The sequence below is a fragment of the Brevibacillus massiliensis genome (assembly GCF_000311785.1).
Classification (GTDB): Bacteria; Bacillota; Bacilli; order Brevibacillales; family Brevibacillaceae; genus Brevibacillus_C; species Brevibacillus_C massiliensis.
This window is the reverse complement of sequence record NZ_HE978540.1, coordinates 203,869-230,222: the sequence shown is the minus strand read 5'-3', so window position 1 is coordinate 230,222 and position 26,354 is coordinate 203,869. Positions and strand designations below refer to the sequence as shown.

Genomic DNA, 26,354 nt, shown 5'->3' with positions numbered 1-26,354 from the left:
CATCTAAACAAGGAGAGTGGATCGATGGAAAAATGGCGGGAAAGATATGCCGCATTTGAGGATTACTTCGCTGGGACGCTAATCGCTGTCGGCGTGTTCCTGATCTTTTACGGAGTGGTCTGCCGCTACGTATTCAACAACCCGAAAGCATGGGTGGATGAGATCTCTACCTACTGCATCGTTTGGGGAACGCTGACAGGCCTTGGGGTAGCGCTGCGGGAAGGGCATCACATTCAGGTAGACATCTTGTTCGACCGTGTTCCCCCCTTTTTCCAAAAGGTGTTTAACGTGTTTTCCAACGCACTGGGCGTCTTGTTCTGTATTTTCTTTATCTTTTTCGGCGGCAAGCTGCTGTCGCTTTACTGGGTGACACAGCAAAAGTCGACGGATGTGGGGATCTACCTCTGGATCGTCTATCTCGTCATCCCGCTCAGCGGACTGATGTTGGGATTCCGCTTCATTGACAACCTGCTGTCCAGTTTGAAAAAAGAGGTGAAGGCCGAGTGGAATGGATAGTCTTTCTCGTCTTCTTCGTGCTGCTCCTGCTTCGCGTTCCCGTGGCCATCTCGCTGGTGGTATCGGCTTCGCTGGCGCTCCTTGACAGCGGGTTCAACCTGGATGTACTGCCGCAAAAAATCTTCTCCTCCCTGAACGTCGCCACGCTGATGGCGATTCCCGGATTTATCCTCGCCGGCGTATTGATGGCCCGCGGCGGAATCTCCAAGGCGCTGATCGAAGCGCTGCGGGCCTGGGTGGGCCATTATGCCGGCGGATTGTCAGTGGTCACGATTCTCGCCTGTGCGGTGTTTGCGGCGATCTCCGGATCAAGTCCGGCTACCGCTGCGGCTGTAGGGGCGATCATGATCCCGGGAATGGTGGAGGCCGGGTACAGCAAGCGCTACGCGATGGGGCTGGTGGCCGCCTCCGGTACGCTGGGGATTCTCATCCCGCCGTCGATCCCGCTCATCGTGTACGGAACAGTCGCGGAGGAGTCGATCGGCAAACTGTTTATGGCGGGCTTTTTACCCGGGCTGTTCTTGACCGCTGTACTGGTCGTCGTCGCGATCATCTATGCCAAAGTGAAAAATTTCGGACGTCTGCCCAAGACAGACTGGAACGAGCGGATCAAGCTTAGTGTAAAGGCGCTGCCGGCCGCCTTCCTGCCGTTTTTGATCCTGGGCTCGATCTACCTCGGGGTGGTGACGCCGACGGAGGCCTCTGTCGTAGCTTGTGTCTACTCGCTGTTGGTCGCCGTGTTCGTCTACCGCCAGATTACGTGGAAGGACACCCGTACCATTTTGCGGGAGACGGTCAACACCAGTTCGATGATCTTCTTTATCATCGCCGGCGCTACCGTGTTCGGTCTGTATCTGACAAATCAACAGGTGCCGCAGAATATCGCCAGTTGGATTATGGAAGGCGATATAAATAAATGGACGTTTTTGATCGCGTCCAACATCCTGTTCTTCATCATGGGCATGTTCCTGGAGCCCACGTCGATTATCCTGATCACCCTGCCGATCTTCCTGCCGATCCTGAAACTGCTGGGCATTGACGTCATCCACTTTGCGATCATCATGACGGTAAACATGGAATTGGGGATGATTACGCCGCCTGTCGGATTGAACCTGTTTGTGGTCAGCGGCATCTCGCGGGCAAAGCTGGAAGAGGTGGTCAAGGGCGTCATGCCGTTTATCGGCCTGATGATCGTCGTGCTGGTGATCATCGTCGTCTGGCCGGAATTGTCGCTCTGGCTGCCGGTGCAAATGTCAAGGTAAGTGGCAATTGACTTGCGGCAGCCGATTCTGCAACAATGGTGGGAGATGAAACCACAAGAAGTTGAGAACCCGATGTTCAGGAGATGATGCACCCATGAATCGAAGCCGCTTGCGATTAGATGACCGTTCCACCCTGCTTGAGCGCGTAGTGTCCCGTCTGCGGGAGGCGATCTTGCAGCGGGAGTTTCAGCCGGGAGAACGGCTCGTTCAGGAAGAGCTGGCAGAGGCCATGGGTGTCAGTCGAATGCCGATTCGGGAGGCGCTGCGCCAGTTGGAAAAAGAAGGTCTGGTCACGCTGGAACCGCATAAAGGGGCGATTGTGACGCAGGTAACCGCCGACGACATTGAAGAGATTTACTATTTGCGATCTGTCCTGGAAGCAGCCGTAGCCGAGCGTTTTCTGGCTAATCTGAGCAGCGAAGACAAGCAAATGCTGCATCAGTTGAACAAAGAGATGGAAACGGCCGCAGGGAATGGGAACGCGGAGCAGTTCATCGCCAAAAATGCGGAGTTTCACCGCCTGCTGCGAAAAGGCTGTCACTGGCGGCGGGCAAATATGATTTTGGAGATGCTGTGGCACGGCTTTCCGCCGCATACGCCCGGCATGCTGCCCGGTCAGATGGAGCGCTCCTTGAACGAACACAGGGAAATGCTCCAGTTGATCGAAGCAGGTGACGCGGGGCGTCTGTCTGAGGTCATCCGCAAACACATCATGCGAACAGGTGAGGCGTTTAAAGAACATTTGATTCATCAGGAATTAAGCAGTGAAAAAAAGCGTAGGGATTGAGTAATCAGTCCTTTGCTGCACATAATTGGATCCAATATCCTGTATCCGTATCGACAGAGAGAAGAGGAGGGGCCCAAGTGGGAAAAATTTTGGAGCATCACAGCAAGCAGTTGATCGGGCAGGCGGGCGTGCCCGTGCCGAAAAACGGGGTGGCCGGGACGTCTGAGCAGGCAGCCAAGCTCTGTGAACAGCTTGGCAAACCGGTTGTGCTGAAGGCGCTGGTACCGGTCGGAAAAAGGGGCAAGGCGGGGGCGGTCAAATTTGCCGACACGGCTGAGGAAGCCAGGGAGCAGGCGCAAATACTGCTCAATATGACGGTCAGCCACTTTCCTGTCGAGCAGATCCTGGTCGAAGAAAAATTGGAGATTGCCAAGGAACTGTACATTTCCATCACGATCGACAAAAACAGGCAAATGCCCGTCATCATCGCTTCAACCGAGGGCGGTGTGGAGATCGAAACGCTTGCCGCAGAGCACCCGGACAAGGTGGTCATCGAGCACGTCGACCCGCTGTACGGATTGGCCGGATACAAAACGAAAGAAATCTGGAGCCGTCTCGGCCTGGATGACAGGCTGCTGCTGCGGGCGGGCGAGGTCACAGGCAAGCTGTACGAAGCGTTTTTGCGCTACGACTGCTACCTGCTGGAAGTCAATCCGCTGGTCATCACCAAAGCGGGAGAGCTGATGGCGGCGGCCACGGTGATGGCGGTCGACGACTCGGCGATGTTCCGCCAGAAGGAGCTGGAAGGGAAGGTGGAGGTAGGCAGCGAGCGGGCGTGGCGTCCGCTGACGGAGCTGGAGCGGCAGATAATCGCCGTCAACGACGCCGACTACCGCGGAACTGCCCGCTACACAGAGATGGACGGCGGAGAGATCGGCTTTATGTGCGGCGGCGGCGGGGGCAGCCTGCTCAGCTTTGACGCGCTGGTCGATCTGGGCGGACGTCCGGCCAACTACACGGAAACGGGCGGCAATCCATCCGAGGAAAAAGTGTACGGCTTGACCAGAGGAATTCTCTCCAAGCCCGGGGTCAAAGGGCTGTTTGTCGCCCACAACATCACCAACAACACGCAGATCGATGTGATGGCCAAGGGGATCGTCCGGGCGCTCGCCGAGATGGGCGTCGATCCCAAGACTTTTCCGGTGGTCGTCCGCGAGGCGGGAGTCAATGACACATTGGGCAAACAGATCTTCACAGAAGCGGGCGTGGAGTACTACGGAGAGGACGTGACGATCTGCGAGGCGGCGGCAACGATGCTTCAGCGGATGCGCTCCGCTTATCCGGATTTGTACTGACGGAGACAAGAGAGGAGGAAAAAGCATGGCTATCTTGATTGGGCAGGACTCCCGCATCGTCATCCAGGGGATAACGGGAAGGGAAGCGTCGATGGTGACGCAGCATACGCTTCAGTACGGCACCAAGGTATTGGCAGGGGTGACACCCGGAAAAAAAGGGCAGGACGTGCATGGCGTACCCGTCTACAACACCGTGCGGGAAGCTGTGGAAGCACATCAGGTCAACACCAGTCTGATCGTCGTTCCGCCGGCCTTTGCGCTGGATGCCGTGCGGGAAGCGATCGACAACGGCATCAAGGTGATCGTGGTGACGACGGAAAACATCCCCCAGCTTGATACGGTCAAGATGCTGCACCTGGCCAAGCTGCACGACGTTCGAATCATCGGTCCCAATACGGTAGGGTTAATCAACCCGAACGACCGGGTGAAGTTGGGCTCGATCGGCGGCGACAATCCGGAGCGCTGTTTTGTCCCGGGACATGTCGGCGTCATCTCCCGCAGCGGAGGGATGACCGCGGAGACATCGTGGATGGTCAAACGGGCCGGATTTGGCGTCAGCACCAGCGTAGGGATTGGCGGCGACGCCTTGATCGGCACGACGATTCGCGATTTGCTGGAATTGTTTGAACTCGATCCCGATACGCATGCGGTCGTCACTTTTTCCGAGCCGGGTACGATGTTCGAGGAGCAGGCAGCCGACTTTGTCAAAAACGGCGGTTTCACCAAGCCGCTGATCTCGTACATCGCCGGGCGGTTTACGGAGCAGATGCCGGAGGGAACCATCTTCGGCCACGCCGGAGCGCTCATCTCAGGCTCGGTCGGGCGGCCCTCGGGCAAAGCGGCCAGGCTGCGCGAAGCGGGCGCCCATGTGGTCGACCGCTACGATGAGCTGATAGAAGTGCTGCAGCATGTGCTCGCCGCAAAGGAGGCGAAGTAACATGTCCCACAGCAGACAATTGGCTGATTTTATCGTCAGGACCCGCTACGCGGACCTTCCGGACGAAGTGGCGGCGTTCACCAAGCTGTGTATTCTGGATTGGCTCGGTTCAGCGCTGGCCGGCACGGCCGCACTGCCGGTGCGGATGATCGATGAGCTGGCAAAAGAACTGGGCGGCAGCAGCCAGGCGACACTGGTCACCGGCGGCGTCTCCTCGGTCACGCACGCCGCCCTCGTCAATGGAGCGGCCTCCCACGTCGTAGAGCTGGACGACATCCACAAAGCGTCAATCATCCACGCTGCTACCGTGGTCATTCCGGCGGCGCTGGCTGTTGCCGAATGGAAGCGGAAAAGCGGAAAAGACCTGATCACCGCGGTTGCGATCGGCTACGATGTCTGTTTTCGCATCGGCGAAGCGGTCAGCCCGTCCCATTACCGCTACTGGCACAACACCGCCACCTGCGGTACGTTTGGCGCGGCCGCGGCTGCAGCCAAGCTGCTGGAGCTGGATGAACAGCAAATCGTCCACGCCCTTGGCAACGCGGGTACACAGGCGGCAGGCTTGTGGGAGTTCATCGTCGACGGCGCGATGTCCAAGCAGCTGCACACCGGCAAGGCGGCGATGAACGGACTCTTGGCCGCCCTCTTGGCGAAGAAGGGTTTTACCGGACCGTCCAGGATCCTCGAAGGGGAGCGGGGCTTTTTCCGGGCGATGACGGAGTCCTGCGACGAGACGCGGATCGTTGACGGGCTTGGCAGTTCTTTTAAAATTACGGAAAATTCTTTTAAAATTCACGCTTCGTGCCGCCACACCCATCCGGCGGTCGACCTCGCCCTGAAGCTGCGCCGCGAGCGCGGAATTGGGCCGCAGGAGGTGCGGCGGATACGTGTCGGGGGCTACCAATCCGTCCTGGCGATCACCGACAATCCCGACCCGCAGACGGTCTATGCGGCGAAGTTCAGCCTGCAGTTCTGCGTCGCGCTCGCCCTGGTCAAAGGCAGGGCCGGATTGGCCGACTTTTCCGAGGAGATGCTGCACGATCCGGCCGTTCGCTCGCTGATGGAGCGGGTGGAGCTTGCGCTCGATCCCGCTGTCGACGCGGCGTATCCCGACCGCTGGGGCTCCTCGATGGAAGTGGAGACGGTGCAGGGCGAGACGCTGCAGCTTGTCGCCGACTACCCGAAGGGCGATCCCGAAAACGCCGTGACAGCAGCCGAGTTGACGGAAAAGTTTCACCTCCTGTCTGCCCATCTGCCAAAGGAAGCGAGGCAGCGTTACGTCGACCTTGTCCTGGGGCTGGAGGAAGTATCTGACTTGACCCAGTTCTGGAATGAAGGGAGTCGGGTGTCGTGAGCGAATTGTCCAGCCGACGATTTTTGCTGGGGAGGCTCCATTCCCTGGCCGGCCTGGTGCCGCTTGGCCTGTTTTTGCTGGAGCACCTGTACTCCAATGCCGTCGCCATGTTGGGAAAAGAGGCGTACGACCGGCAGGTGGAGGCGCTCTTGGGCATTCCCTTTTTGCCGGTGATCGAGATCCTGTTGATTGCCCTGCCGCTGTTGTACCACGCCGGCTACGGGATTTACATCGGAACGATGGCGAAGAACAACCCGTACCGCTACTCCTATCGGCAAAACTGGCTGTTTTACGCGCAGCGGGTGAGCGGGCTGGTCACGCTGGTATTTGTCCTGTACCACCTCTGGGCCTTCCGCCTGTCCAGCTTGTTTCTGGGAACGCCGGTCAATTACGAGGCGGTGCAGGCTCATCTGCAGCAGCCGGTGGTCTTCGGCTTTTACGTGCTGGGCGTGATCTCTACGACCTTCCACTTTTCCAATGGGTTGTGGACGGGTCTGATTACCTGGGGGATCACCACCGGACCGCGTATGCAGCGGATCTCTTCCGCCGTACGCGCCGCGCTGTTCCTCGTGCTGGCGGGAGTCGGTCTGGGCACGCTGATTTCATTTTGGTAGAGGGGGATCTGAAATGAATGAAAACATCATCGTCGTCGGCGGCGGACTGGCCGGGCTGATGAGCGTGATCAAAATCGCCGAGGCGGGCGGCACGGTCAAGCTGTTCTCCGTCGTGCCGGTTCGCCGCTCGCACTCCGTCTGTGCCCAGGGAGGGATCAACGGAGCGGTCAATACCAAGGGAGAAGGCGATTCCACCTGGGAACACTTCGACGATACGATCTTCGGCGGAGACTTCCTGGCCAACCAGCCGCCTGTCAAAGCGATGTGCGAGGCGGCTCCGGAGATCATATACCTGCTGGACCGCATGGGCGTGCCGTTCAACCGGACGCCGGAAGGACTGATCGACTTTCGCCGTCTCGGCGGAGCCAAGTACTCCCGTACCGCGTTTGCCGGGGCGACGACCGGACAGCAGATCCTCTACGCCCTGGATGAGCAGGTGCGCCGGTACGAATCGGAAGGACGGGTGGAGAAGTTCGAATACTGGGAGATGCTGTCCCTGATCAAGGACGACGAGGGAGTGTGCCGAGGGATCGTCGCCCAGGATTTGAAGTCGATGGAAATTCGCGCGTTTCCCGCCGATGCCGTCATCTTGGCGACCGGGGGCATCGGAATGATCTACCGCAAGAGCACCAACTCGCTGATCAATACGGGCAGCGCCCACAGCATCGCCTATCAGCAGGGCGTGCTCTACGCCAACGGGGAATTCATCCAGATTCACCCGACGGCCATTCCCGGCGACGACAAACTCAGGCTGATGTCCGAGTCGGCACGCGGCGAGGGAGGGCGAATCTGGGTCTACAAGGACGGGAAGCCGTGGTATTTTCTGGAGGAAAAGTACCCGGCCTACGGCAATCTGGTGCCGCGCGACATCGCCACGCGGGAGATCTTCCACGTCTGCGTCGATCTCAAGCTGGGGCTGAACGGGGAAAACATGGTGTATCTCGACCTGTCCCACCTCCCGAAGACACAGCTCGAACAGAAGCTGGGCGGAATTCTCAGCATCTACGAAAAGTTCGTCGGCGACGACCCGCGCAAGGTGCCGATGAAAATCTTCCCCGCGATGCACTATTCGATGGGCGGGCTGTGGGTCGATTACAACCAGATGACCAACATCCCCGGCCTGTTCGCCTGCGGCGAGTGCGAGTACCAGTACCACGGGGCTAACCGGCTGGGCGCCAATTCGCTGGTGTCCGCTATCTACGGCGGTATGGTCGCGGGGCCAAAAGCTGTCCAATACGCGGCCGGCCTGAAGCAGTCGGCCAAAGACCTGCCCACCAGCCTGCTGGCCGCCGAGCAAAAGCGGCAGGAGGAGTACCTGCAGCGCATCTCGCGCATGGACGGATACGAAAATCCGTATCAGCTTCACGTGGAGATGAGCGATTGGATGGTAGAAAACGTAACCGTGGTACGGTACAACGACCGCCTGCAGAAGACGGACGAAAAGCTGCAGGAGCTGATGGAACGCTGGCAGCGGATCGGCCTCGATGACACATCCCATTACAGCAATCGGACCGTGACATTCGTCCGGCAGCTGTGGAACATGCTGGAGCTGGCCCGGGTCATTACACTCGGGGCGCTGAACCGCAACGAAAGCAGGGGAGCCCACTACAAGCCGGAGTTTCCGGAGCGCGACGACGAGAACTGGCTGAAGACAACGCTTGCCATCTACACGCCGGAGGGGCCGCTTTTCCGCTACGAGCCTGTCGACCTCTCCCATATCAAGCCGCGTCCTCGCCGGTACGACGTCGTCAAAGAGGCGGCGGGTTCGGCGGCGGCCGGGAACGCTGCGGCAGCCCGCCAATAACCGGGGAGGAGGAGTTGGAAGATGAAGTCGGTGCAACTGAAAGTGAAGCGGCAGGACAGCCCGGAGAGCGAGCCGTACTGGGAGGAGTTTGTCGTTGCCTACCGCCCCAATATGAACGTGATCTCGGCGCTGATGGAGATACAAAAAAATCCGGTCAACGCAATGGGCCAAAAAGTGCGGTCTGTCGCCTGGGAGTCCAACTGTCTCGAAGAGGTCTGCGGGGCGTGCAGCATGGTGATCAACGGCAGGGTCAGGCAAGCGTGCTCAGCGCTGGTCGACAAGCTGGAACAGCCGATCACCCTGGAGCCGATGGGCACGTTTCCCGTCGAAAAGGATCTGGCAGTCGACCGCCAACGGATGTTTGACGCGCTGCAAAGCATCAAGGGATGGATCGCGATCGACGGCACGTACGCGCTGGGACCGGGACCGCGGATATCGCAGGAGCAGCAGCAGGAGTCTTACGCCTATGCCACCTGCATGACCTGCGGCTGCTGTCTGGAAGCATGCCCCAATGTGAATGACCGCTCACCTTACCTGGGGCCGCAGGCGATGGCGCAGATCCGCTACTTCAACGCCCATCCCACCGGCGCGATGATGCGGCAGCAGAGGCTGGATGTGGCTGCAGGCGACGGCGGGATCGCGGGCTGCGGCAGTTCGCAAAACTGCGTGCAGGTCTGTCCCAAGGAGATTCCGCTGACGAAGGCCTTGGGCGAATTAAATCGGGATGCCAACCGGCATGTCTGGAAAAGGTGGTTTCGCTCATGAGAGAAGTTCAGTACGACGAGATTGTGGAAGCGGTGGCAGATCTATGCCAAGAGGCCAACTACGACCTGGGCGAAGATGTGGTGCAGGCCTTCAGGCGGGCATTGCGAACCGAGGTCTCGGAAACGGGGCGCGACGTGCTGTCCCAATTGATCGAAAATGCCCGGATCGCTTCTGCCGAGCGGGTGCCGATGTGCCAGGATACCGGCATTGCCGTCTTTTTGGTGGAATTGGGGCAGGACTGCCGGATCGTAGGCGGCAGCTTGTACGACGCGATCAACGAGGGGGTGCGCAAGGGATACGGCGAAGGGTATCTGCGCAATTCCATCGTCGGCCATCCGCTGGAGCGCGTCAACACAGGGGATAACGCGCCGGCGGTGATTCACGTGGAATTAGTCGCCGGAGATCAAATGACGATTCACTTCTCGGCCAAGGGCGGCGGCAGCGAAAACATGAGCGCGCTGAAAATGCTGAAGCCGTCTGACGGACTGGACGGGGTCAAGGCGTTTATCCTCGATACGGTTCGGAACGCCGGCCCCAACGCCTGTCCGCCGATGGTCGTCGGCGTAGGCATCGGCGGCACGTTTGAAAAAGCGGCCTACCTGGCGAAAAAGTCGCTGTTTCGCCCCATTGGCGAACGCAGCCCGCGTCCTGGGCTTGCCGCTCTGGAGGAAGAACTGGTGCAGGAATGCAACAAACTGGGCATCGGCCCTCAGGGAATGGGCGGCCGGACGACGGCGCTGGACGTGAAGATTGAGATCTACCCGTGCCACATCGCTGCCCTGCCTGTGGCGGTCAACATCAACTGCCACGCCAGCCGCCACAAGCATGCCGTACTGTGAGGAGGAGAGGGACGATGGAGGCCAAACACATATCCGCCCCGCTGACCGAAGAGGAGGCAGCAAATCTGCGCGCGGGTGACCGGGTGTTGATCAGCGGCGTCGTCTACACGGCCCGGGACGCCGCCCACAAGCGGATGATCGAAGCGCTGAACAGAGGGGAAACGCTGCCGTTCGATGTCAAAGGCCAGGTGATTTACTACGTCGGCCCGACACCGGCGAAACCGGGGCAGGTGATCGGGTCAGCAGGGCCGACGACGAGCGGACGCATGGACAAATACGCCCCGCGGCTGCTGGAACTTGGCTTGAAAGGGATGATCGGCAAGGGCTACCGCAATCAGGAAGTAAAAGACGCGATCGTCCAACACAAGGCGGTCTACTTCGCAGCGGTCGGCGGCTCGGGGGCGCTGCTGGCGAAAGCGATCAAATCCCAGGAGATGGTAGCGTATGAGGACCTCGGCCCGGAAGCGATCCGCCGGTTGGTCATCGAGAACTTCCCGGCGGTGGTGATCAACGACATGTACGGCCAGGACCTGTACCAGCAGGGCGCACAGCAGTTCAAACAGGAGTGAGGAGGCTGTAGACCATGACGTTGTTTCGTTCGTGGATGTTCATCCCCGGCAACCAGTCACGCCGGTTGGCCAAGGCGGGGGAACTGGCGGCAGACGTATTGATCTACGATCTGGAAGACGCCGTGCCGCTGGCAGAGAAGGAGCAGGCCAGGCAGTTGGTGCGGCAGGCTCTGCGGGAGAATAAAAGCCGCGTGCAGTACGTCCGCGTCAATGACCCGTCGACGCCATTTTTCCCGGGAGACATCAACGGCGCCGTCAGTCCGGAAACCGCCGGGATCGTGCTCCCGAAAGCAGCGGGCAAGGAACAGATACTGGCTGCCTGCGGCCAGCTTGCTCTGGTAGAAGCACAGCACAACCTGCCGACTGGGGTAACGGAAATCGTCCCGTTGATCGAGTCGGCTGCCGGACTCTACCGCGCCTATGAGATCGCCACTGCCAGCAGCAGGGTGAAGCGGCTGGCGTTTGGCTCGGTCGATTTTACCCTTGATATCGGCGCGCAGTTGACGACGGAGGGCAAGGAGATCTTGTATGCGCGTTCGCAGTTGGTGGTCATCTCCCGGGCGGCAGAGATCGAACCGCCGATCGACGCTGTGTTCGTCCAGGTGAAGGACGGGGAAGGTCTGAAGCGGGATGCCTTGTTGGCAAGGCAGCTCGGCTTTCAGGGCAAGCTGGCGATCCACCCTGACCAGCTTCCGGTCATTCATCAGGCATTTTCGCCGACAGCAGAGGAAATCGCAGAGGCGCAGGCCATCGCCGCCGCTTTTGACGAAGCCGTCGCGTCCGGCAGCGCGGCGATTCAGGTGAACGGCAAACTGGTCGACTACCCGGTGGCGGTGCGGGCGAAGAGGGTGCTGGAACAGGCGAGGGCGCTTCGCAACGAATGATGCCTTTATAGGTTTATTACAAGCTGTTTTACAGGCATCTGAACCATTCTAATCCTTGAATGGATGCCCTTATGACCACTTTGTATACGATCTGTGCGTTTTGTCGACGGAATGACGTACACAGAACTCTAGCGAAGACGATCACAATAAACATTCTCAACTTGAAACATGCTGGCAAAAGGATTGGAGATTGCGAAAATCTGTGAATTGACCGGATTGCCCCGCCAAGCCCTGTGTCCATCAAGGTGCAGGGCCTGTTTGTGTTCAAAACAGAATCTGTCGGGTAAAGACGGCGAAAGCCCACACGCCTCATTCCGCTCCGACGTATGCTGTATCAGGATGTTTGGAGGTGGATATGGGTGAAAGAGCTGTTTCCCGACCTGTTCAGAGAGTTTGAACGCCTGTTTTGGCATGACAGTTTGCATCTTCAGCCGCTTTTTGCCGAATGGCATCAGGTTGGAGTCAAGGATCAAGGCGATGCGGTCCAAATCATCGCAAAGGTTCCCGGTCATCATCCCGATCAATTCAAATGGCAGGCACGTGTTGTCGGACAAAGCTTTTATTTGAAGGGCGAGCTGCACGAAGAACAGTCTGTCCGCAGAGATGGCGGAGAGTTTTACAGTAAAAGGAAAACGCAGCAGTTGGAGCAAACCGTGCTGCTGCCCGCAAATGTAAGAGATCGGCCGTCGTCGGTACGGCATGAAGGAGGGCGGCTCGTCCTCGTGTATCGCAAGCAGCAGAGGCCTGTCCACGGCAGCTGGCATGCAATAGATGTATAAGTAGAAGAAAAGAAGGCCGACCAGGCCAAAATTGACGAACACTGCCGCGTACAGTATCATCAATATTATGTGGAAAAACAGGTTGAACACGGTTTGCAGATGTTTGCGGAGGTGGAACAGATGAGTGCAATCTCTCGAAAAGAGGTAGAACACGTAGCCGATTTGGCCCGGTTGCAGTTGCCTGAGGAGGAAATCGGCCGATATACGAAAGACCTGAATGCGATCCTGGAGTTTGCCGCAAAGCTGAGTGAGCTCGACACGTCCAATGTGGAGCCGACCAGCCATGCGACAGACGTGAAAAACGTCATGCGCGAAGACGTCAACCGGCCGTCGCTTCCCCGGGAAGTGGCGCTGCGCAATGCTCCCGATCAGGAAGACGGGCAGTTGAAAGTGCCTGCGGTATTTGAATAAGAGCAGCGGAAGGAGGATACAACGTGTCTTTGTTCGATAAAAAACTGTCTGAAATACATAGCGAACTGCGCAGCAAGCAGCTGTCCGCAAGCGATTTGGTCGAGGCCAGCCTGACGCGAATCAAGGAAGTGGACCAAGAGATCAAGGCTGTGTTGACCGTGGATGAGGAAGGGGCTCGCCGCCAGGCAAAAGCGTTGGACGAGCGTCTGGCGAAGGGAGAGTCCGAGCAGGGGCTGTTATTTGCCCTGCCGGCGGGAGTGAAGGACAACATCGTCACAGAGGGAGTGCGGACGACCTGTGCCAGCAAGTTTCTCTCCAATTACGATCCGATCTACGACGCTACCGCCAGCAAAAAGCTGAAAGCGGCTGATGCCGTGATCGTGGCCAAATGCAACATGGACGAGTTTGCCATGGGGGGGTCCACAGAAAATTCCGGTTTTTACGAGACGAAAAACCCGTGGAACCCGGCGTACGTGCCGGGCGGTTCCAGCGGCGGCTCGGCGGCTGCGATGGCAGCCAGGGAGTTCTTTTTCACCCTGGGTTCGGATACGGGCGGTTCGATTCGCCAGCCGGCCGCCTTCTGCGGTGTGGTCGGACTGAAGCCGACGTACGGCCGGGTCTCCCGGTTTGGTCTGGTCGCGTTCGCTTCGTCGCTCGACCAGATCGGTCCGATCACGAAGAATGTGGAGGATGCCGCATACGTCCTGCAAGCGATTGCCGGTTATGACGAGTACGACTCCACGTCCGCAAAGGTGGAGGTGCCGGACTTTTTGTCGGCTCTGACCGGAGACGTCAAGGGACTGCGCATCGGCGTGCCGAAAGAACTGATCGGCGATGGCATTGACAGCGAAGTCCGCGATGCCGTCCTCGCCGCCTTAAAACAACTGGAGAGCATGGGGGCTACCTGGAGCGAGGTATCGATGCGGCATACCGAGTACGCGGTACCGGCCTATTACCTGCTGTCCTCATCGGAGGCTTCTTCCAATCTGGCCCGCTTTGACGGCGTGCGGTACGGCGTGCGGGCCGACAATGCCGACAACCTGATCGAGATGTACAAGGAGTCGCGCAGCCAGGGCTTTGGCCCGGAAGTAAAGCGGCGGATTATGCTCGGGACGTACGCGCTGTCCTCCGGCTATTACGATGCGTACTACAAAAAGGCGCAGCAGGTGCGGACGCTGATCATCCGCGACTTCACTGAGGTATTCGCCAATTTTGACGTGATTCTTCACCCGACGACGCCGACGACTGCGTTTAAACTGGGCGAACACATCAACGATCCGGTAAAAATGTACCTGGAAGACATCTGTACGGTGCCGGTCAACCTGGCCGGGCTGCCGGCGATCAGCGTTCCCTGCGGATTTTCGTCCAAGGGCCTGCCGATCGGCATGCAGATCGTCGGAAAGGCGTTTGACGAGTCTACCATCTTGCGCGTGGCCCACGCCTACGAACAGGCGACCACCCATCATCTCAAGAAGCCGGAACTGGTGAGGGGGGAAATAGGATGAGCCAATTTGAAACGGTAATCGGCCTGGAAGTACACGCCGAACTGTCTACGAATAGTAAAATCTTTTGCGGCTGCCCGACGACGTTTGGTGCGCCGCCCAATACGCATACCTGCCCGATCTGTCTGGGCCATCCGGGCGTCCTGCCGGTGACGAACAAGCAGGCGGTCGAGTTTGCGATGAAAGCGGCGCTCGCGCTCAACTGCGAGATTTCCCGCGAAACGAAATTTGACCGAAAAAATTACTTTTATCCTGACTTGCCCAAGGCGTACCAAATCTCGCAGTACGACCAGCCGATCGGCAAAAACGGCTGGATCGACATCGAAGTGAACGGCGAAAAGAAGCGGATCGGGATTAACCGCCTGCACCTGGAGGAAGACGCCGGGAAGCTGACCCATGCCGAGTACGGCGGCGGCACGCTGGTGGACTACAACCGCGTCGGCGTTCCGCTGATAGAGATCGTCTCGGAACCGGATATCAGCTCGCCGGAAGAAGCCAAGGCGTATCTGGAAAAGCTGAAGGCGATCCTGCAGTACACGGAAGTCTCGGACGTGAGAATGGAACAGGGTTCGCTTCGCTGCGACGCCAATGTCTCCATCCGTCCGGTCGGACAAAAAGAGCTGGGCACCAAGACGGAGCTGAAGAACATGAACTCCTTCCGCAACGTGCAGTTGGGCTTGGAGTACGAAGTGGAGCGGCAGCGGGAAGTGGTCAAATCCGGCGGCAAAGTGACCCAGGAGACCCGCCGCTGGGATGAGGCAGGCAAAAAGACGGTCGTCATGCGCTCCAAGGAAGAAGCTCACGACTACCGCTACTTCCCCGATCCCGACCTGGTGCGGATGCAGATCTCCGAAGAGTGGATCGAGGCGGTCAAAGCGTCGATCCCGGAGCTGCCCGACGCGCGGCAGGCCCGCTATATCGACGAATACGGCCTGTCTCGGGAAGACGCCGGGGTCATCACGATCTCCAAAGACTCTGCCGACTTCTTCGACGAGGCGGTCAAGACAGGCGCAGATCCCAAAGCGGTCGCCAACTGGCTGATGGGCGATCTGTTCGGCTATCTCAATGCCAACAACCTCGAGCTGGCGGATGTGAAAATCACGCCGCAGGGGCTGGGCGAGATGATCAAACTGATCGAAAAGGGCACGATCTCGACCAAGATCGCCAAAGTCGTCTTCAAGGAGATGGTCGAGACCGGCAAAGAGCCGGCCAAGATCGTCGAGGAGCAGGGATTGGTGCAGATCAGCGACGAGGGCGAACTGAAGCGCATCGTCGATGAAGTCATCGCCGCCAACCCGCAATCCGTCGCAGACTACAAGGCCGGGAAGAAGCAGGCGGTCGGCTATCTGGTCGGACAAGTCATGAAGCAGACCAAGGGCAAGGCCAACCCGCCGATGGTCAACAAGCTGCTTGTAGAGGCGATTGAACAGTTGTAATCCCGGTCATTTTACGCAACCTGAGTCCGATGTTCATGCGGGCTTGGGTTGTTTTCCTTTCGCAGAAAAAATCCCCGCCAGACGCATGGCAGGGATTCAATCCATACTGTAAACGAAATCGACCAAACTGCGATGATCCTTTGGAAGCGGGTAATTTTCAAATACATTGCTTAGATTCTTTGTAACCATATCATAATAAAAAAGTCCATATTGGTTATTGGCATCCCTTCCTAAAATAAATAAACCTTCCGCATGATCCCTCGGGTAAAAAGATTTCACTTCCTTAATACCCGGAACATCAAAGTCTTCGACCTTTTGACTGTCGATATACAACATTTTTAACGTCCTGGGTTTGGACGAACCCATAAAGGGATCGTATGTCATTAAGATTCTATTTGCATCAAGCTGCCTGGTCAGTCTGATTTCAAATTGGTCCGTATGGTAGATCGGCTGATAATGTCCAAAATCCAAATCCATCAAATACAGGGTTTTTGGTCTAATATGTGTAACTTCCGTAACTTTACGTGTTCTCATTTCGGAATCGGAAGCAGTAAGACTCAATAACTTCTTCGTCGTATAATTATAGGACAATGAGAAACACCAGGTGTCATCGTCGTCTGGATTTAGATAAGTAAATTCTCTCGTCGTCCGATCAAAAATTGCCGGTTGGGTAACGGTAACGTATTGCGGTGCAACGTTTGTAATCATTTTGTTATCTACTATAAACAAATCATTGAAAAGAAACTTGCCAAAGGTTAATTGTTTTCTTTCTTTCGTTTTTAGATTATATTCATACAAATTATCAACCTCGTCACCTGTAACGCTATCACTAAAATACACTTTATTGTTCCGAAGATCTGCAAAAGCCACCGGATATCCAGGATCTATAGGAATCTTCAAGAATTCCGACATTTTTTGATCCTGAATCGAATAAAGGTACAACACTAAAGAAACCCCGTCATCATCATTTTTTCCATTATTATAAGCTGTAGCCGTTATATGTAAATATTCCTTTAATTCTCTTTTTGTGTTAACCTCAAGTGTATGATGATTTATAGCAATGATAGCTAAGATAACAACAACGATGATGCCGCCAAACGTTATCATTTTCTTTTTCATATTCAAATGATACTCCTAAGCTAAAGATTTTGAATGATATCTCTGTTGAAATGGTATACGCCATTACTTCTAAAACTTTTAAAAGAACAGCGTATACCAATTAAAAGGATTAAACCCTAACAAACATTAATTGGCATATCGACTCGCGGTTAATAAAAGGCTATCTAGGTATGCTCTGATCCGAAAATCTCTTATGGTAATACCTTACATTAGGCACTGAAGTATCTCTTGTATTCCCCGCAACCGTTTGCAAATTGCTTAATCCCCAAATATCGATAATAGCATCAGGCAAAGTCCCTACAGATGCCTGATAAAAAGTAAAGGCTTTATCTGTATCTAAATTTCTTATTGTAATATCCTTATCTCCCTTTTTAGAATAATCATACTCCTTATGAGTAGCACAATCATAGTCTTTCAGCTTATTATCTCTATTGCCGATTGAACCCGTAAAATGAGTCGCTCTGCCTGTTCCTAAAAAACTATCGTCACCAGCCTGATACGTCAATACGTTTCGATCATTCTTCCCCCATTTCCACTGAACATTGCCAGCAGCACTGGGAACCGCTTGTCCCGAATTGGCATTAGGATTCAGCTCTGAAACCGGCTCATTATGAAGGGAATAACCAGAAGGATCGTTTTCATCCACATAATAAATGTTGTTTAATTCGCCCGTAACTTCGTCGTAAACTACTTTCATTCCCGGATATATTTCAGGTGGAGGCGCTTGAATATAATCGCCCGCCAAACTCATTTGAAACGCTTTTATTGCCAATTCATTCTCAAGCTCAATCTGCCTGGCTTCTTCTTCTGTGGCATCTTCAGGAACATTCGCAATATGCGGTCCATCCAGACTCCTGGAAGCCGGTCTAACATCGGAATTGGGATACCCGCCTTTTTCTATGACAATCTGAAGATTATCATCATAAATCAATACTGTGCCGGGCAACATGTATTGCGGAATCGTATTGTCCTCACGAGCAGATGCTTCAAACGAACTCAAAAATAACGCAGCCGACATGGCAACAACTAAAAATGCACGTAACTTTCTTTTCATAAAATGATCCCCTTTCTTAAAAAATCCGCACTTACTGCTGCTTGAGTAGACAAAACGGTGAAGTCGCAGCGTCGATCCAGCAAACGTTCCACCTCACTCCTTTCCTCCATTTTTATGGTTCATGCAGAATATACTCCCACTCTCTTCCAGCACTTCTGTCACACTAGTTGCCAGTCATACGGTTTCCCGCGTTCGGAAGTTGAAGCACGACCAGCAGCGGAGCAAAGGCTGCCGCTTTCCACAGCTGGACAAAATGCTTTTAGCAAGATTCGATAAAGCTGAACGACGCCTATGTTCTTTTCATGCGGTAAGCGCCTACTCTACCAACCGGCAAGCGAAAAAAATAGTGGTAGTTGTGGGAATTTGCTCGCTATTTTCGGAATAGCAGCAATCCTGTGTCAAATCGTTTTAGGTGACTCGGCGAATTTGGAAAATATTAGTTAATTGCATTTTACCGAGAACTGGAATAAGATGTCAACCCAAATTTTCCCTCTTCGTTAAACTTGCATTATAATGAGGCTAGTAAGTCGGAAGGCTTTGACCAATCTGCGTGGAGGGGATAAGATGAAGCACTTTATCGTATTCGGGGCGAGCAAAGGATTAGGGGACGCCTTTGCAAAAGGGCTGCCCGAACCAGGCGACAAGGTCTGGATCGTATCGAGGAGCCGTCCCAGGAGCCTGGAGCGGGAAGACGGGGTCCAAAGATGTTGGATTGAAGCCGATCTGTCCGATGATGCCGCAAGCGGTCAGATCACAGCTGCCCTGCAGGGGGAGAGACTGGATGTGCTCATCTACAACGTCGGCATCTGGGAGAGCAGCGGCTTTTCGGCTGACTACGACTTTGAGCAGGACGACCCGCAAGAGATCGCCAATCTCATCCATGTCAATGTAACCTCGCCGATTCTGTGCATCCAACAGCTGCTGCCCCATCTGAAAAAGTCGGAAAAGGCGAATATTTTCCTGATCGGCTCCAGCGCCGGCCTGGAAAATACCAACAACAGCCAAGTGTCGTTCGTGGCGTCCAAATTCGGATTGCGCGGGATCAGCCATTCCTTGCGGGAACACGCGAGAAAGTACGGCATCGGCGTCACCTGCATCAATCCGGGTGAACTTGCGGCGGAAGTCCCTTATGAAGCGGGGGCGGATACAGCTGTTTCCGCTTACGGCGGCACGCGGATACCCGTGCAGGACATCGTTTCGTTGGTCAAATGCATAGCCAGCCTGTCGAAAGTCTCCTGCGTCAAAGAGATCGATATTCCGGCAATGACTGATACAAACGCGTAAGCGAAAAATCAATAGGGTTGAATATTTAGTAATTTCAGAATATTGTATTGACATTAACAAATTGCATCACGTATGATAAACATGGTCCGGCATCTGTCTCGCTGCAGTGCCGGATTATACATATGGGCAAAACAGCAAGCTGTGCCAATTTCTTTCGCAGGAGGCGAACGAAGCATTGAAAAAGATACTGACGATGGTGTTATCTGTGATGCTCCTTTTCAGCGTTTTTGCCGGTTCCGGTTTTGCTGTTGACTCCAAGGAATTTGCTGACACTGTCTATGTAAACGGCAACATCTACACGGTGGACAACCGCAGTGAAAAGGCCAGCGAAATGGCCATCAAAGGACAGAAGCTCATCTTTGTCGGAAAACAAGGGACCGCCAAGAATTACATCGGACCAAACACCAAGGTTATCGATTTGCAGGGGAAAACAGTCATTCCGGGATTAAATGACGGACACCTGCATTTCCCGTCCATCGGAATCAATCTGCTTCAAATTAACGGGTTTAACAAGCCGAAGGAGGAAATCCTGAAGCTGGTGAAGGAAGAAGCGGCTCGCCGCCAGCCGGGCGAGTGGATTTTGGGGTATGGGTGGAACCATGAACTGTGGCCGGACAAGATGTTTCCGTCCAAGCAGGAGCTTGATGCCGCCGCTCCGAACAATCCGGTTTTGCTGGACAGGGTAGACGGGCATTCCATTTGGGTCAACTCCAAAGCTTTGGAGATCGGCGGCATTACAAAAGATACGCCCGATCCCCAAGGAGGGGAGATCATCCGGGACAGCAAGGGAGAGCCCACTGGCGTCCTGATTGATACCGCTGGTGTGCCTGTTCAGGCAAAAGTTCCCGAATACAGCACCGAGCGGATTCAAGAAGGGCTGCTAAAGGCACAGCAGGAACTGTTCTCCAACGGCATTACGAGCGCGACCGATGCCGGGACGCATCTGAATTACATCAACGATATGAAAAGCTTGTACGAGAAAGGTGAGCTGAAAGTCAGGCTGAACGTCATGGTAGCCAATGGCGAGGGCGGTTCAACAGGCGAAAGTCTCGAATACTACTATCAGCATGGGCCGGAGAGAGGCCTGTTCCAAGACCGCTTAAACGTCAGTTCGGTCAAACTTGTCGGCGACGGCTCGCTCGGCTCCCGCAGCGCAGCCCTCTTGGCTGACTACAGCGACCGTCCGGGCCATAAAGGAAACTATCGGTTTACAGATGAAGAATTATACCGCCTGGTCAAGGAAGCCCGCCAGCACGGTTGGCAGGTGGCGACCCATGCGATCGGCGACGGGGCGATACTGCAAGCGATCAACACGTATGAAAAGGTGCTGAAGGAGGATCCGCTCCCCGATCACCGCTGGAGAATTGAACATTTTCAAGTGGCCAACGCCAGCGAAATCCAGCGTATCGCCGACCTTGGCATCATTCCCTCCATGCAGCCAACGCATGCCACTTCCGACAAAAATATGGCTGAGAATCGGGTGGGGCCGGAGCGAATCAAATACGCCTACGCCTGGCGCAAGACGCTCGATGTCGGCACGCATATCGTCGGCGGATCGGATGCTCCGGTAGAGCTGGTAAATCCCTTCCACGGCATATATGCGGCCGTAACCCGCATGGATCGCGACGGAAATCCATCCGGGGGTTGGTATCCCGAAGAGAAGATGACCAGAACGGAAGCGCTGAAAGCATTCACCATCTGGGCGGCCGAAGGATCGTTTGAAGAGAACATCAAAGGGTCGCTGGAGGCGGGAAAACTGGCAGACTTCATCGTCATCGACCGGGATCTGATGACGTGCCCCCAAGAGGAATTAAAAGATATTACCGTGCTGACAACCGTAGTCGGCGGAGATGTGGTCTATCAGAAATGATTAGAGCCGCGTTTCTGGCAGAGCCCCAAACGAGTAATCAACTTGTTTGGGGTCTGTTTGCATGAGGACGAAAAAAATGGGATGAATAGTAAAAAGAAGGGAAATATTGACGATTCGACAAATTCTTCGTATATTTTAAATCAATTAAAATTACTGCCGCGATAATAGAGTTATTGTGAACTGCTTGTAAGGAGGACAACAACATGAGTAAAGGCGGCACAGAGTCCGTTGCGGGAAACCGCTTGTCGCAGGAGCTGCAATCAAGGGTTCCGCACGTGTTTGTTATTTTATTTTGTGTGATTGTACTTGCGGCTGTCGCTACCTGGCTGGTTCCGGCCGGGGAGTATGACAGAGCGCCTGACGCGAACGGTCGAATGATCGCCGTGGCTGGCAGCTATCATCAGACGGATTCATCGCCTGCCGGATTTATGTCTATTTTCCAATCGATCTATACGGGAATGACGCAGGCGGCGGATATTATCTTTTACATTTTTCTCGTTGGCGGTTCGTTTGGCATCCTGCGTGCGACCAATGTGATTGAAGGCGCGGTGGGCAGCGTCTCGCAGAAGCTGGCAGGCAGGGAAAAACTGATCATTCCTGTGCTGATGATCTTCTTCGCGCTTGGCGGAGCCATGCTCGGGTTGGCGGAAGAGACGATTCCGTACATTACGATTCTCGTTCCGGTGGTTATGAAGCTGGGCTTCGATTCACTGACGGGAGCAGCGATTGTGTTGGTCGGTACAACGGCCGGGTTCACCTCAGCTTTTATGAATCCATTCACTGTGGGTGTCGCCCAGGGGATTGCCCAACTTCCAATGTTTTCCGGTGCCGGCTACCGTATGATCATCTGGGTCGTCTTTGTCACCGTAAGCATTTGGTACGTGATGCGGCATGCTGACAGAGTGAAGAAGGATCCGACGAAAAGCCCGATGTACTCGGCTGATCTGGCAGCGGTACAAGAGACGGCAGCTGCCGGACATGACACGCGTTTGACCGGCAGCCAGAAGGTCGTCTTGTTGATCCTCCTGGCCACCATTGTCACATTGGCTGTCGGCGTCTCCAAATTCGAATGGGGCTTGACCCAGATCGCCGGCCTGTTTCTGCTGATGGGCATACTCATGGGGCTCGTCTCGCGGATGAGAGTCAACGACATTGCGGAAGCGTTCATCGAGGGATGCCGCACATTGGTCATGGGTGCGCTCGTCGTCGGTGTTGCCCGGGGAATACTGGTTGTCTTGCAGGATGGCAAGATCATGGATACGATTCTGTACGGTTTGGCCTCTGCCGTAAGCACCCTGCCGAGCAGTTTGACGGCTATCGGGATGTACCTCGTGCAATGTCTGATCAACTACATCGTGCCATCTGGAAGCGGCCAGGCAGCGCTGACGATGCCGATCATGGCTCCGCTGGGCGATCTTGTCGGCGTTACCCGGCAGACAGCCGTTCTTGCGTTCCAGCTTGGCGACGGCATATCCAACATCTTCACTCCAACATCGGGATACTTCATGGCCGGCTTGGCCTTGGCCGGAATCTCCTGGGTCAAATGGGCCAAGTGGATTCTTCCTTTGATCATCATTCAGTATGTGCTGGGGGCTGTTTTCGTAACGATTGCCCATCTGATCGGTTATGCTTGAGGAAAAGGGAGGGGCAAGTGTGAAGATCGCATCCGTCGGCATCTATGCCATCAGGCTGCCGCTGATCCGGCCGTTTATCGTATCCTACCATGCCTATCGCGATATGCCGACGATTCTGGTCAAGGTGGAGACAGATGACGGCCAGATCGGTTACGGCGAGGCGACGCCGGACGAGCATGTGACAGGGGAGACCTGGGAGAGCACCTTCGCGGTGTTGCAATACAAACTGGCTCCTGCCGTCATCGGGGAAAGCCCATTTCAGATCGAGCGGATTCACGAGAAGATGTCTGCGGCCGTCTACGGCTGCCCGGCAGCCAAAGCGGCGATCGACATCGCCTGCTACGATCTGATGGGAAAAGCCTGCGGCCAGCCTGTTTATAACTTGCTAGGCGGCAAGTACCACGACTCGCTTGCCGTCCCGTATGTGATCAGCATCCTCGATCCGGAGGTGATGGCCCGCGAAGCGGCCGATGCGGTGCAGGCAGGCTACACGACGATCAAGGTGAAAGTAGGGACCGATCCTGTCGTTGACATCGAGCGGATTCGTGCGTCAGACAGGCAGTCGGCAACAAGATTCTCTTGCGAGTGGACGCCAATCAGGGCTGGAAGAACAGGGCTTCCGCGATGTTCGTCCTCAAGCAGGTAGAGGACTGCATGATGGATTGGATCGAACAGCCGGTGCTCGCGGATGACATCACTGCCCTGGCGGAGATTCGCAGGCAGACGCACATTCCCGTCATGGTGGATGAAGGCGTACATGGCGACCGGGAGCTGCGCGAGGTCATCGCCAAGCAGGCTGCCGATAAACTGAACATCAAGCTGATGAAGTGCGGCGGCCTCTATCCGGCATTGAGGCTGGTCAGCCAGGCGGAGATGGCGGGCATCGAGTGCATGGTCGGTTCGATGGTCGAATCAGCTGTCGCCACGGCCGCCGGTGCCCATCTCGCCAGTGCCAAGCGAAACATCATCGCCAATGAAATGGTTGGTCCGCTGATGTTCTCCCGGGACGTGGCTTGGATGAATTATCAGGGCAGCAGACTCTACCTGGGGGAGAAGCCGGGATTGGGGCTGGATGTGGACGATGCGGCCGTCAGGGAACTTGCCGTGATGACAGAGAAAATCAGTATGTAGGATGAAAAGCCGCAGCGGGATGAAGCTGCGGCTTTCATCTTGGATTTGTAAGAAACCGCCAGGCGGCCTATAATGAAGAGAGAATGAAATGAGGGGGAAAAACGATGAAGATCCTGTCAGTAACCGGTGAACAAATACCGCCGGGCAAGGGCGGTTCGCCGGCGGATACCTTTACTCGCTCCATCGCCACCTACGTAGCAGGCAAAGAAACGAAAACGCTTACTGTCACATATCCAAAATACTTTGAAAAAGTGTTGGCCGAGAAGGGCATCTACGACCAGGAGGCAGAAGGCGTGCCAGTCAACCACATGGCAGCGGCTCTTTTTTTGGAGAAACATCCCGATGTGAAAACGAGCCGCCAGTATTTCAACGACGAAGCGAGTTTCCTCGCGCTGTTTGAAGGTTTTTCGCTGGCATCCTTCAAGGAAAAGTACGGAACGGCAACCACCGCCTGAGCATGGCGGGGTTGGGAAAAATCGGATCGATACCATTTTATTGTACCGAATGCTTCCAATCGCAAACAAGGCCATATGCGCTTCGCTTCGGAAGGGCATTTGGCCTCTTTTTGGCTGGCTTTAGATCTTCGGCGAAGGAGCCAGATGCGCTTCATCGCTTCGCCGATGCAAGCGCAAAGCTGTCTATCGATCCCGTACTGCAGTGAGGTGCAGCGGGGTATCCGGGATTATGCAGGAAAATCAGCTTGGCTTATGCGAAAGAATTTACACCGTCCCCGGACAACGGTAAAGAATTCAATGTTTGGGGAAAAAATAATCACAGTTCTATGACCGTCAAGTTAAAGGCAACTCATGTTGATAGCGATACTGACTTCGGCTATAAATCTATTGGGCCTCGTGACGAAATTGTACGAAGGTTTTATATGCCCGATGGAAGCGGATTGTCTGGCAAATGGAAAGTCTATTTGAAGACTCCCGCCACCTGCGCCTTGCTTAGAGGTGGGAGTCTTCTGTGAAAATTAGGTAAAAAGTAGATAAACACAACGCGGGACATTGAAGTCAACTTCAAGACCAGAGAATAGGGCATTGTTTTTCCTTTACAACGTAACATTGTTATGTTACACTCGTTTTCGAAGGTGGTGCTCAGTACATGGAACAGGATTTGATCTCGAAAAAGGAGCTGCTTGAACTGACAGGCATTTCCTACGGCCAATTGTACAGATGGAAGCGGAAAAATCTGATTCCCGAGGACTGGTTTATCCGTAAGTCTACGTTTACCGGGCAGGAGACGTTTTTCCCCAAAGAGAAAATTCTCGCCAGAATCGATAAGATCATCAATATGAAAGACGATCTGTCGCTGGATGAATTGGCTGATGTGTTTTCGCCCAACCTGGCTGAAACGGCCGTCTTTAAGGAGGAATTGATCAAACGTAACATTGTTTCGAATACGTCGCTCGATTTGTATACAGAGCAGGCGGGCGATGCCAAGGTGTTTCCCTTTGAAAAAATTCTTTACGTATCCATCCTGGATCAGCTGCTCCAGACAGGGGATATCAGCCTGGAAGAAGGGAAAATGCTGCTGCGGGTCTTGGAGGACCACTACCCGAAGTTTCAGGGCAAAAACTGTGAACTGGTCTTCATTCGCAAGATGGGGGTTTCCACGTTCTTTTTGCTATCGACCCCGGCTGAGATCTACTTCGAGCCAGGGGTAAAGGTGGTAACCCGGCTCAATCTGGCAAGCAGCATCGAGGAGTTAAAAATAAAAATATCGTAACGAACGGAGGACTTACCTTTATGGTCCAGCAAAAGGGGCGCGATCTGAAGATAGCGGGAATCGCAAATGCTTCCGGCGGCGCCTATGACAAGGCGGAAATCGAAGGGATTGGAAAAGTGCACGGCGATCTGGAATGCAACGATCTCAAAACGAGCGGGAAGTGCACGATCAAAGGCAGCGTAAAAGTGGGAGACGCCAGAATCGAAGGCATGGTGAGCATCGCGGGCAGCATGTCGGCCGATAAGCTGACAATCCAGGGCCACGCGAGTATCGGCGGCGGCTTCAGCGGAGAAGAGCTTGACGTGGAGGGCTACCTCTCGGTGGCGGAGAACTGTCAGGCGGAAACGTGTGTGATGGACGGGGGTTTTACCATCAACGGACTGCTGAACGCGGGTACGATTCAGATCAAACTGCACGGCAGCTGTCGGGCGAAGGAAATCGGCGGCGATGCGATCCGGGTCAAAAAAGGAAAAACCGGTTTTGGGCGATGCCTTCGTTTCCCTTCGTATCCTTTACCCCCAAGCTTACCGCGGACACTATCGAAGGCGACGAGATCTATCTGGAGGCGACCCAGGCGAGAATCGTCAGAGGAAACAATGTTGCGATCGGCCCTGGCTGTGAGATCGAACGGGTCGAATACAAAGGAGTATTTCAGCAGGATAAGGGAGCGAGAGTAACGTCTAATGAAAAGATGTGACGGACCTAAACCAATGGGAGGAAACAGACATGGAAGAGAAAAATCAAAAGCGGCCTGATTTAAAAATTACCGGCACGTCCAAT

At 55.0% G+C, this 26,354-nt stretch carries 25 protein-coding genes and 1 pseudogene; 24 read left to right on the top strand and 2 right to left on the bottom strand.

Annotated features, from left to right (window positions below; genetic code table 11):
* Positions 1–24 precede the first annotated feature (24 nt).
* The 16 genes from HGBM_RS13720 to gatB all read left to right on the top strand — a co-directional run bounded on the left by HGBM_RS13720 (position 25) and on the right by gatB (position 15,754).
* On the top strand, positions 25–516 hold the full coding sequence (locus tag HGBM_RS13720; protein ID WP_019121683.1) for a TRAP transporter small permease: 492 nt from the start codon (positions 25–27) through the stop codon (positions 514–516).
* Positions 504–1,778: a TRAP transporter large permease gene (locus tag HGBM_RS13715; protein ID WP_019121682.1), complete on the top strand. Its 1,275-nt coding sequence runs from the start codon at positions 504–506 to the stop codon at positions 1,776–1,778. The genes HGBM_RS13720 and HGBM_RS13715 overlap by 13 nt, the downstream gene beginning before the upstream one ends.
* A 94-nt stretch (positions 1,779–1,872) precedes the next feature.
* The gene (locus HGBM_RS13710) at positions 1,873–2,565 is read left to right on the top strand and encodes a GntR family transcriptional regulator (protein ID WP_019121681.1); all 693 of its coding nucleotides are present in this window, start codon (positions 1,873–1,875) and stop codon (positions 2,563–2,565) included.
* 77 nt (positions 2,566–2,642) lie between these two features.
* Positions 2,643–3,860 (top strand): ATP-grasp domain-containing protein, encoded by a 1,218-nt coding sequence (locus tag HGBM_RS13705; RefSeq protein ID WP_019121680.1) that lies wholly within the window; start codon positions 2,643–2,645, stop codon positions 3,858–3,860.
* A gap of 25 nt (positions 3,861–3,885) precedes the next feature.
* Positions 3,886–4,797, top strand: a complete 912-nt coding sequence (locus HGBM_RS13700; RefSeq protein ID WP_019121679.1) for a succinate--CoA ligase subunit alpha — start codon at positions 3,886–3,888, stop codon at positions 4,795–4,797.
* A 1-nt stretch (position 4,798) separates the two neighbouring features.
* Entirely contained in the window at positions 4,799–6,151 is a 1,353-nt protein-coding gene (locus tag HGBM_RS13695) for an MmgE/PrpD family protein (protein ID WP_019121678.1), read from the top strand.
* Positions 6,148–6,765, top strand: a complete 618-nt coding sequence (locus tag HGBM_RS13690; RefSeq protein ID WP_019121677.1) for a succinate dehydrogenase cytochrome b558 subunit — start codon at positions 6,148–6,150, stop codon at positions 6,763–6,765. Before HGBM_RS13695 ends, HGBM_RS13690 begins: the two co-directional genes overlap by 4 nt.
* Positions 6,766–6,778: 13 nt before the next feature.
* Positions 6,779–8,569 carry a succinate dehydrogenase flavoprotein subunit gene (sdhA, locus tag HGBM_RS13685; RefSeq protein WP_019121676.1) on the top strand — a complete coding sequence of 597 codons (1,791 nt, stop codon included), beginning with the start codon at positions 6,779–6,781 and terminating at the stop codon, positions 8,567–8,569.
* Between the two features lie 21 nt (positions 8,570–8,590).
* The gene (gene sdhB, locus HGBM_RS13680) at positions 8,591–9,334 is read left to right on the top strand and encodes a succinate dehydrogenase iron-sulfur subunit (protein ID WP_019121675.1); all 744 of its coding nucleotides are present in this window, start codon (positions 8,591–8,593) and stop codon (positions 9,332–9,334) included.
* Positions 9,331–10,173, top strand: a complete 843-nt coding sequence (locus HGBM_RS13675) for a fumarate hydratase (RefSeq protein WP_019121674.1) — start codon at positions 9,331–9,333, stop codon at positions 10,171–10,173. Before sdhB ends, HGBM_RS13675 begins: the two co-directional genes overlap by 4 nt.
* Before the next feature lie 14 nt (positions 10,174–10,187).
* On the top strand, positions 10,188–10,742 hold the full coding sequence (locus HGBM_RS13670) for a Fe-S-containing hydro-lyase (protein WP_019121673.1): 555 nt from the start codon (positions 10,188–10,190) through the stop codon (positions 10,740–10,742).
* A 14-nt stretch (positions 10,743–10,756) separates the two neighbouring features.
* Complete coding sequence (locus HGBM_RS13665) at positions 10,757–11,626, top strand: HpcH/HpaI aldolase/citrate lyase family protein (RefSeq protein WP_019121672.1); 870 nt, start codon at positions 10,757–10,759, stop codon at positions 11,624–11,626.
* Positions 11,627–11,985: 359 nt separating this feature from the next.
* The gene (locus tag HGBM_RS13660; RefSeq protein WP_019121671.1) at positions 11,986–12,405 is read left to right on the top strand and encodes an Hsp20/alpha crystallin family protein; all 420 of its coding nucleotides are present in this window, start codon (positions 11,986–11,988) and stop codon (positions 12,403–12,405) included.
* Between the two features lie 120 nt (positions 12,406–12,525).
* Positions 12,526–12,816 (top strand): Asp-tRNA(Asn)/Glu-tRNA(Gln) amidotransferase subunit GatC, encoded by a 291-nt coding sequence (gatC, locus tag HGBM_RS13655; protein ID WP_026074405.1) that lies wholly within the window; start codon positions 12,526–12,528, stop codon positions 12,814–12,816.
* Positions 12,817–12,839: 23 nt separating this feature from the next.
* Positions 12,840–14,321, top strand: a complete 1,482-nt coding sequence (gene gatA, locus HGBM_RS13650) for an Asp-tRNA(Asn)/Glu-tRNA(Gln) amidotransferase subunit GatA (protein ID WP_019121669.1) — start codon at positions 12,840–12,842, stop codon at positions 14,319–14,321.
* Complete coding sequence (gene gatB, locus HGBM_RS13645; protein ID WP_019121668.1) at positions 14,318–15,754, top strand: Asp-tRNA(Asn)/Glu-tRNA(Gln) amidotransferase subunit GatB; 1,437 nt, start codon at positions 14,318–14,320, stop codon at positions 15,752–15,754. The genes gatA and gatB overlap by 4 nt, the downstream gene beginning before the upstream one ends.
* Positions 15,755–15,850: 96 nt before the next feature.
* Here gatB and HGBM_RS13640 read toward each other — a convergent pair whose 3' ends face one another.
* Positions 15,851–16,873: a hypothetical protein gene (locus tag HGBM_RS13640; protein WP_019121667.1), complete on the bottom strand. Its 1,023-nt coding sequence runs from the start codon at positions 16,871–16,873 to the stop codon at positions 15,851–15,853.
* A 160-nt stretch (positions 16,874–17,033) separates the two neighbouring features.
* Positions 17,034–17,927: a hypothetical protein gene (locus HGBM_RS13635; RefSeq protein ID WP_019121666.1), complete on the bottom strand. Its 894-nt coding sequence runs from the start codon at positions 17,925–17,927 to the stop codon at positions 17,034–17,036.
* A gap of 564 nt (positions 17,928–18,491) precedes the next feature.
* Here HGBM_RS13635 and HGBM_RS13630 point away from each other — a divergent pair.
* The 8 genes and pseudogenes from HGBM_RS13630 to HGBM_RS27435 all read left to right on the top strand — a co-directional run bounded on the left by HGBM_RS13630 (position 18,492) and on the right by HGBM_RS27435 (position 26,251).
* The gene (locus HGBM_RS13630; protein ID WP_019121665.1) at positions 18,492–19,211 is read left to right on the top strand and encodes an SDR family NAD(P)-dependent oxidoreductase; all 720 of its coding nucleotides are present in this window, start codon (positions 18,492–18,494) and stop codon (positions 19,209–19,211) included.
* A gap of 175 nt (positions 19,212–19,386) precedes the next feature.
* Entirely contained in the window at positions 19,387–21,081 is a 1,695-nt protein-coding gene (locus tag HGBM_RS13625; protein WP_019121664.1) for an amidohydrolase, read from the top strand.
* Positions 21,082–21,284: 203 nt separating this feature from the next.
* Positions 21,285–22,715: a YfcC family protein gene (locus tag HGBM_RS13620; RefSeq protein WP_019121663.1), complete on the top strand. Its 1,431-nt coding sequence runs from the start codon at positions 21,285–21,287 to the stop codon at positions 22,713–22,715.
* Positions 22,716–22,734: 19 nt separating this feature from the next.
* Positions 22,735–23,846: pseudogene (locus tag HGBM_RS27440) on the top strand (mandelate racemase/muconate lactonizing enzyme family protein).
* Positions 23,847–23,950: 104 nt separating this feature from the next.
* Positions 23,951–24,301: a hypothetical protein gene (locus HGBM_RS13610; protein WP_019121662.1), complete on the top strand. Its 351-nt coding sequence runs from the start codon at positions 23,951–23,953 to the stop codon at positions 24,299–24,301.
* Positions 24,302–24,546: 245 nt separating this feature from the next.
* The gene (locus tag HGBM_RS31320) at positions 24,547–24,816 is read left to right on the top strand and encodes a hypothetical protein (RefSeq protein WP_019121661.1); all 270 of its coding nucleotides are present in this window, start codon (positions 24,547–24,549) and stop codon (positions 24,814–24,816) included.
* A 134-nt stretch (positions 24,817–24,950) separates the two neighbouring features.
* Complete coding sequence (locus HGBM_RS13600; protein ID WP_019121660.1) at positions 24,951–25,574, top strand: YhbD family protein; 624 nt, start codon at positions 24,951–24,953, stop codon at positions 25,572–25,574.
* Positions 25,575–25,594: 20 nt separating this feature from the next.
* Entirely contained in the window at positions 25,595–26,251 is a 657-nt protein-coding gene (locus HGBM_RS27435; RefSeq protein ID WP_051029671.1) for a bactofilin family protein, read from the top strand.
* The last annotated feature ends 103 nt before the right edge of the window (positions 26,252–26,354 follow it).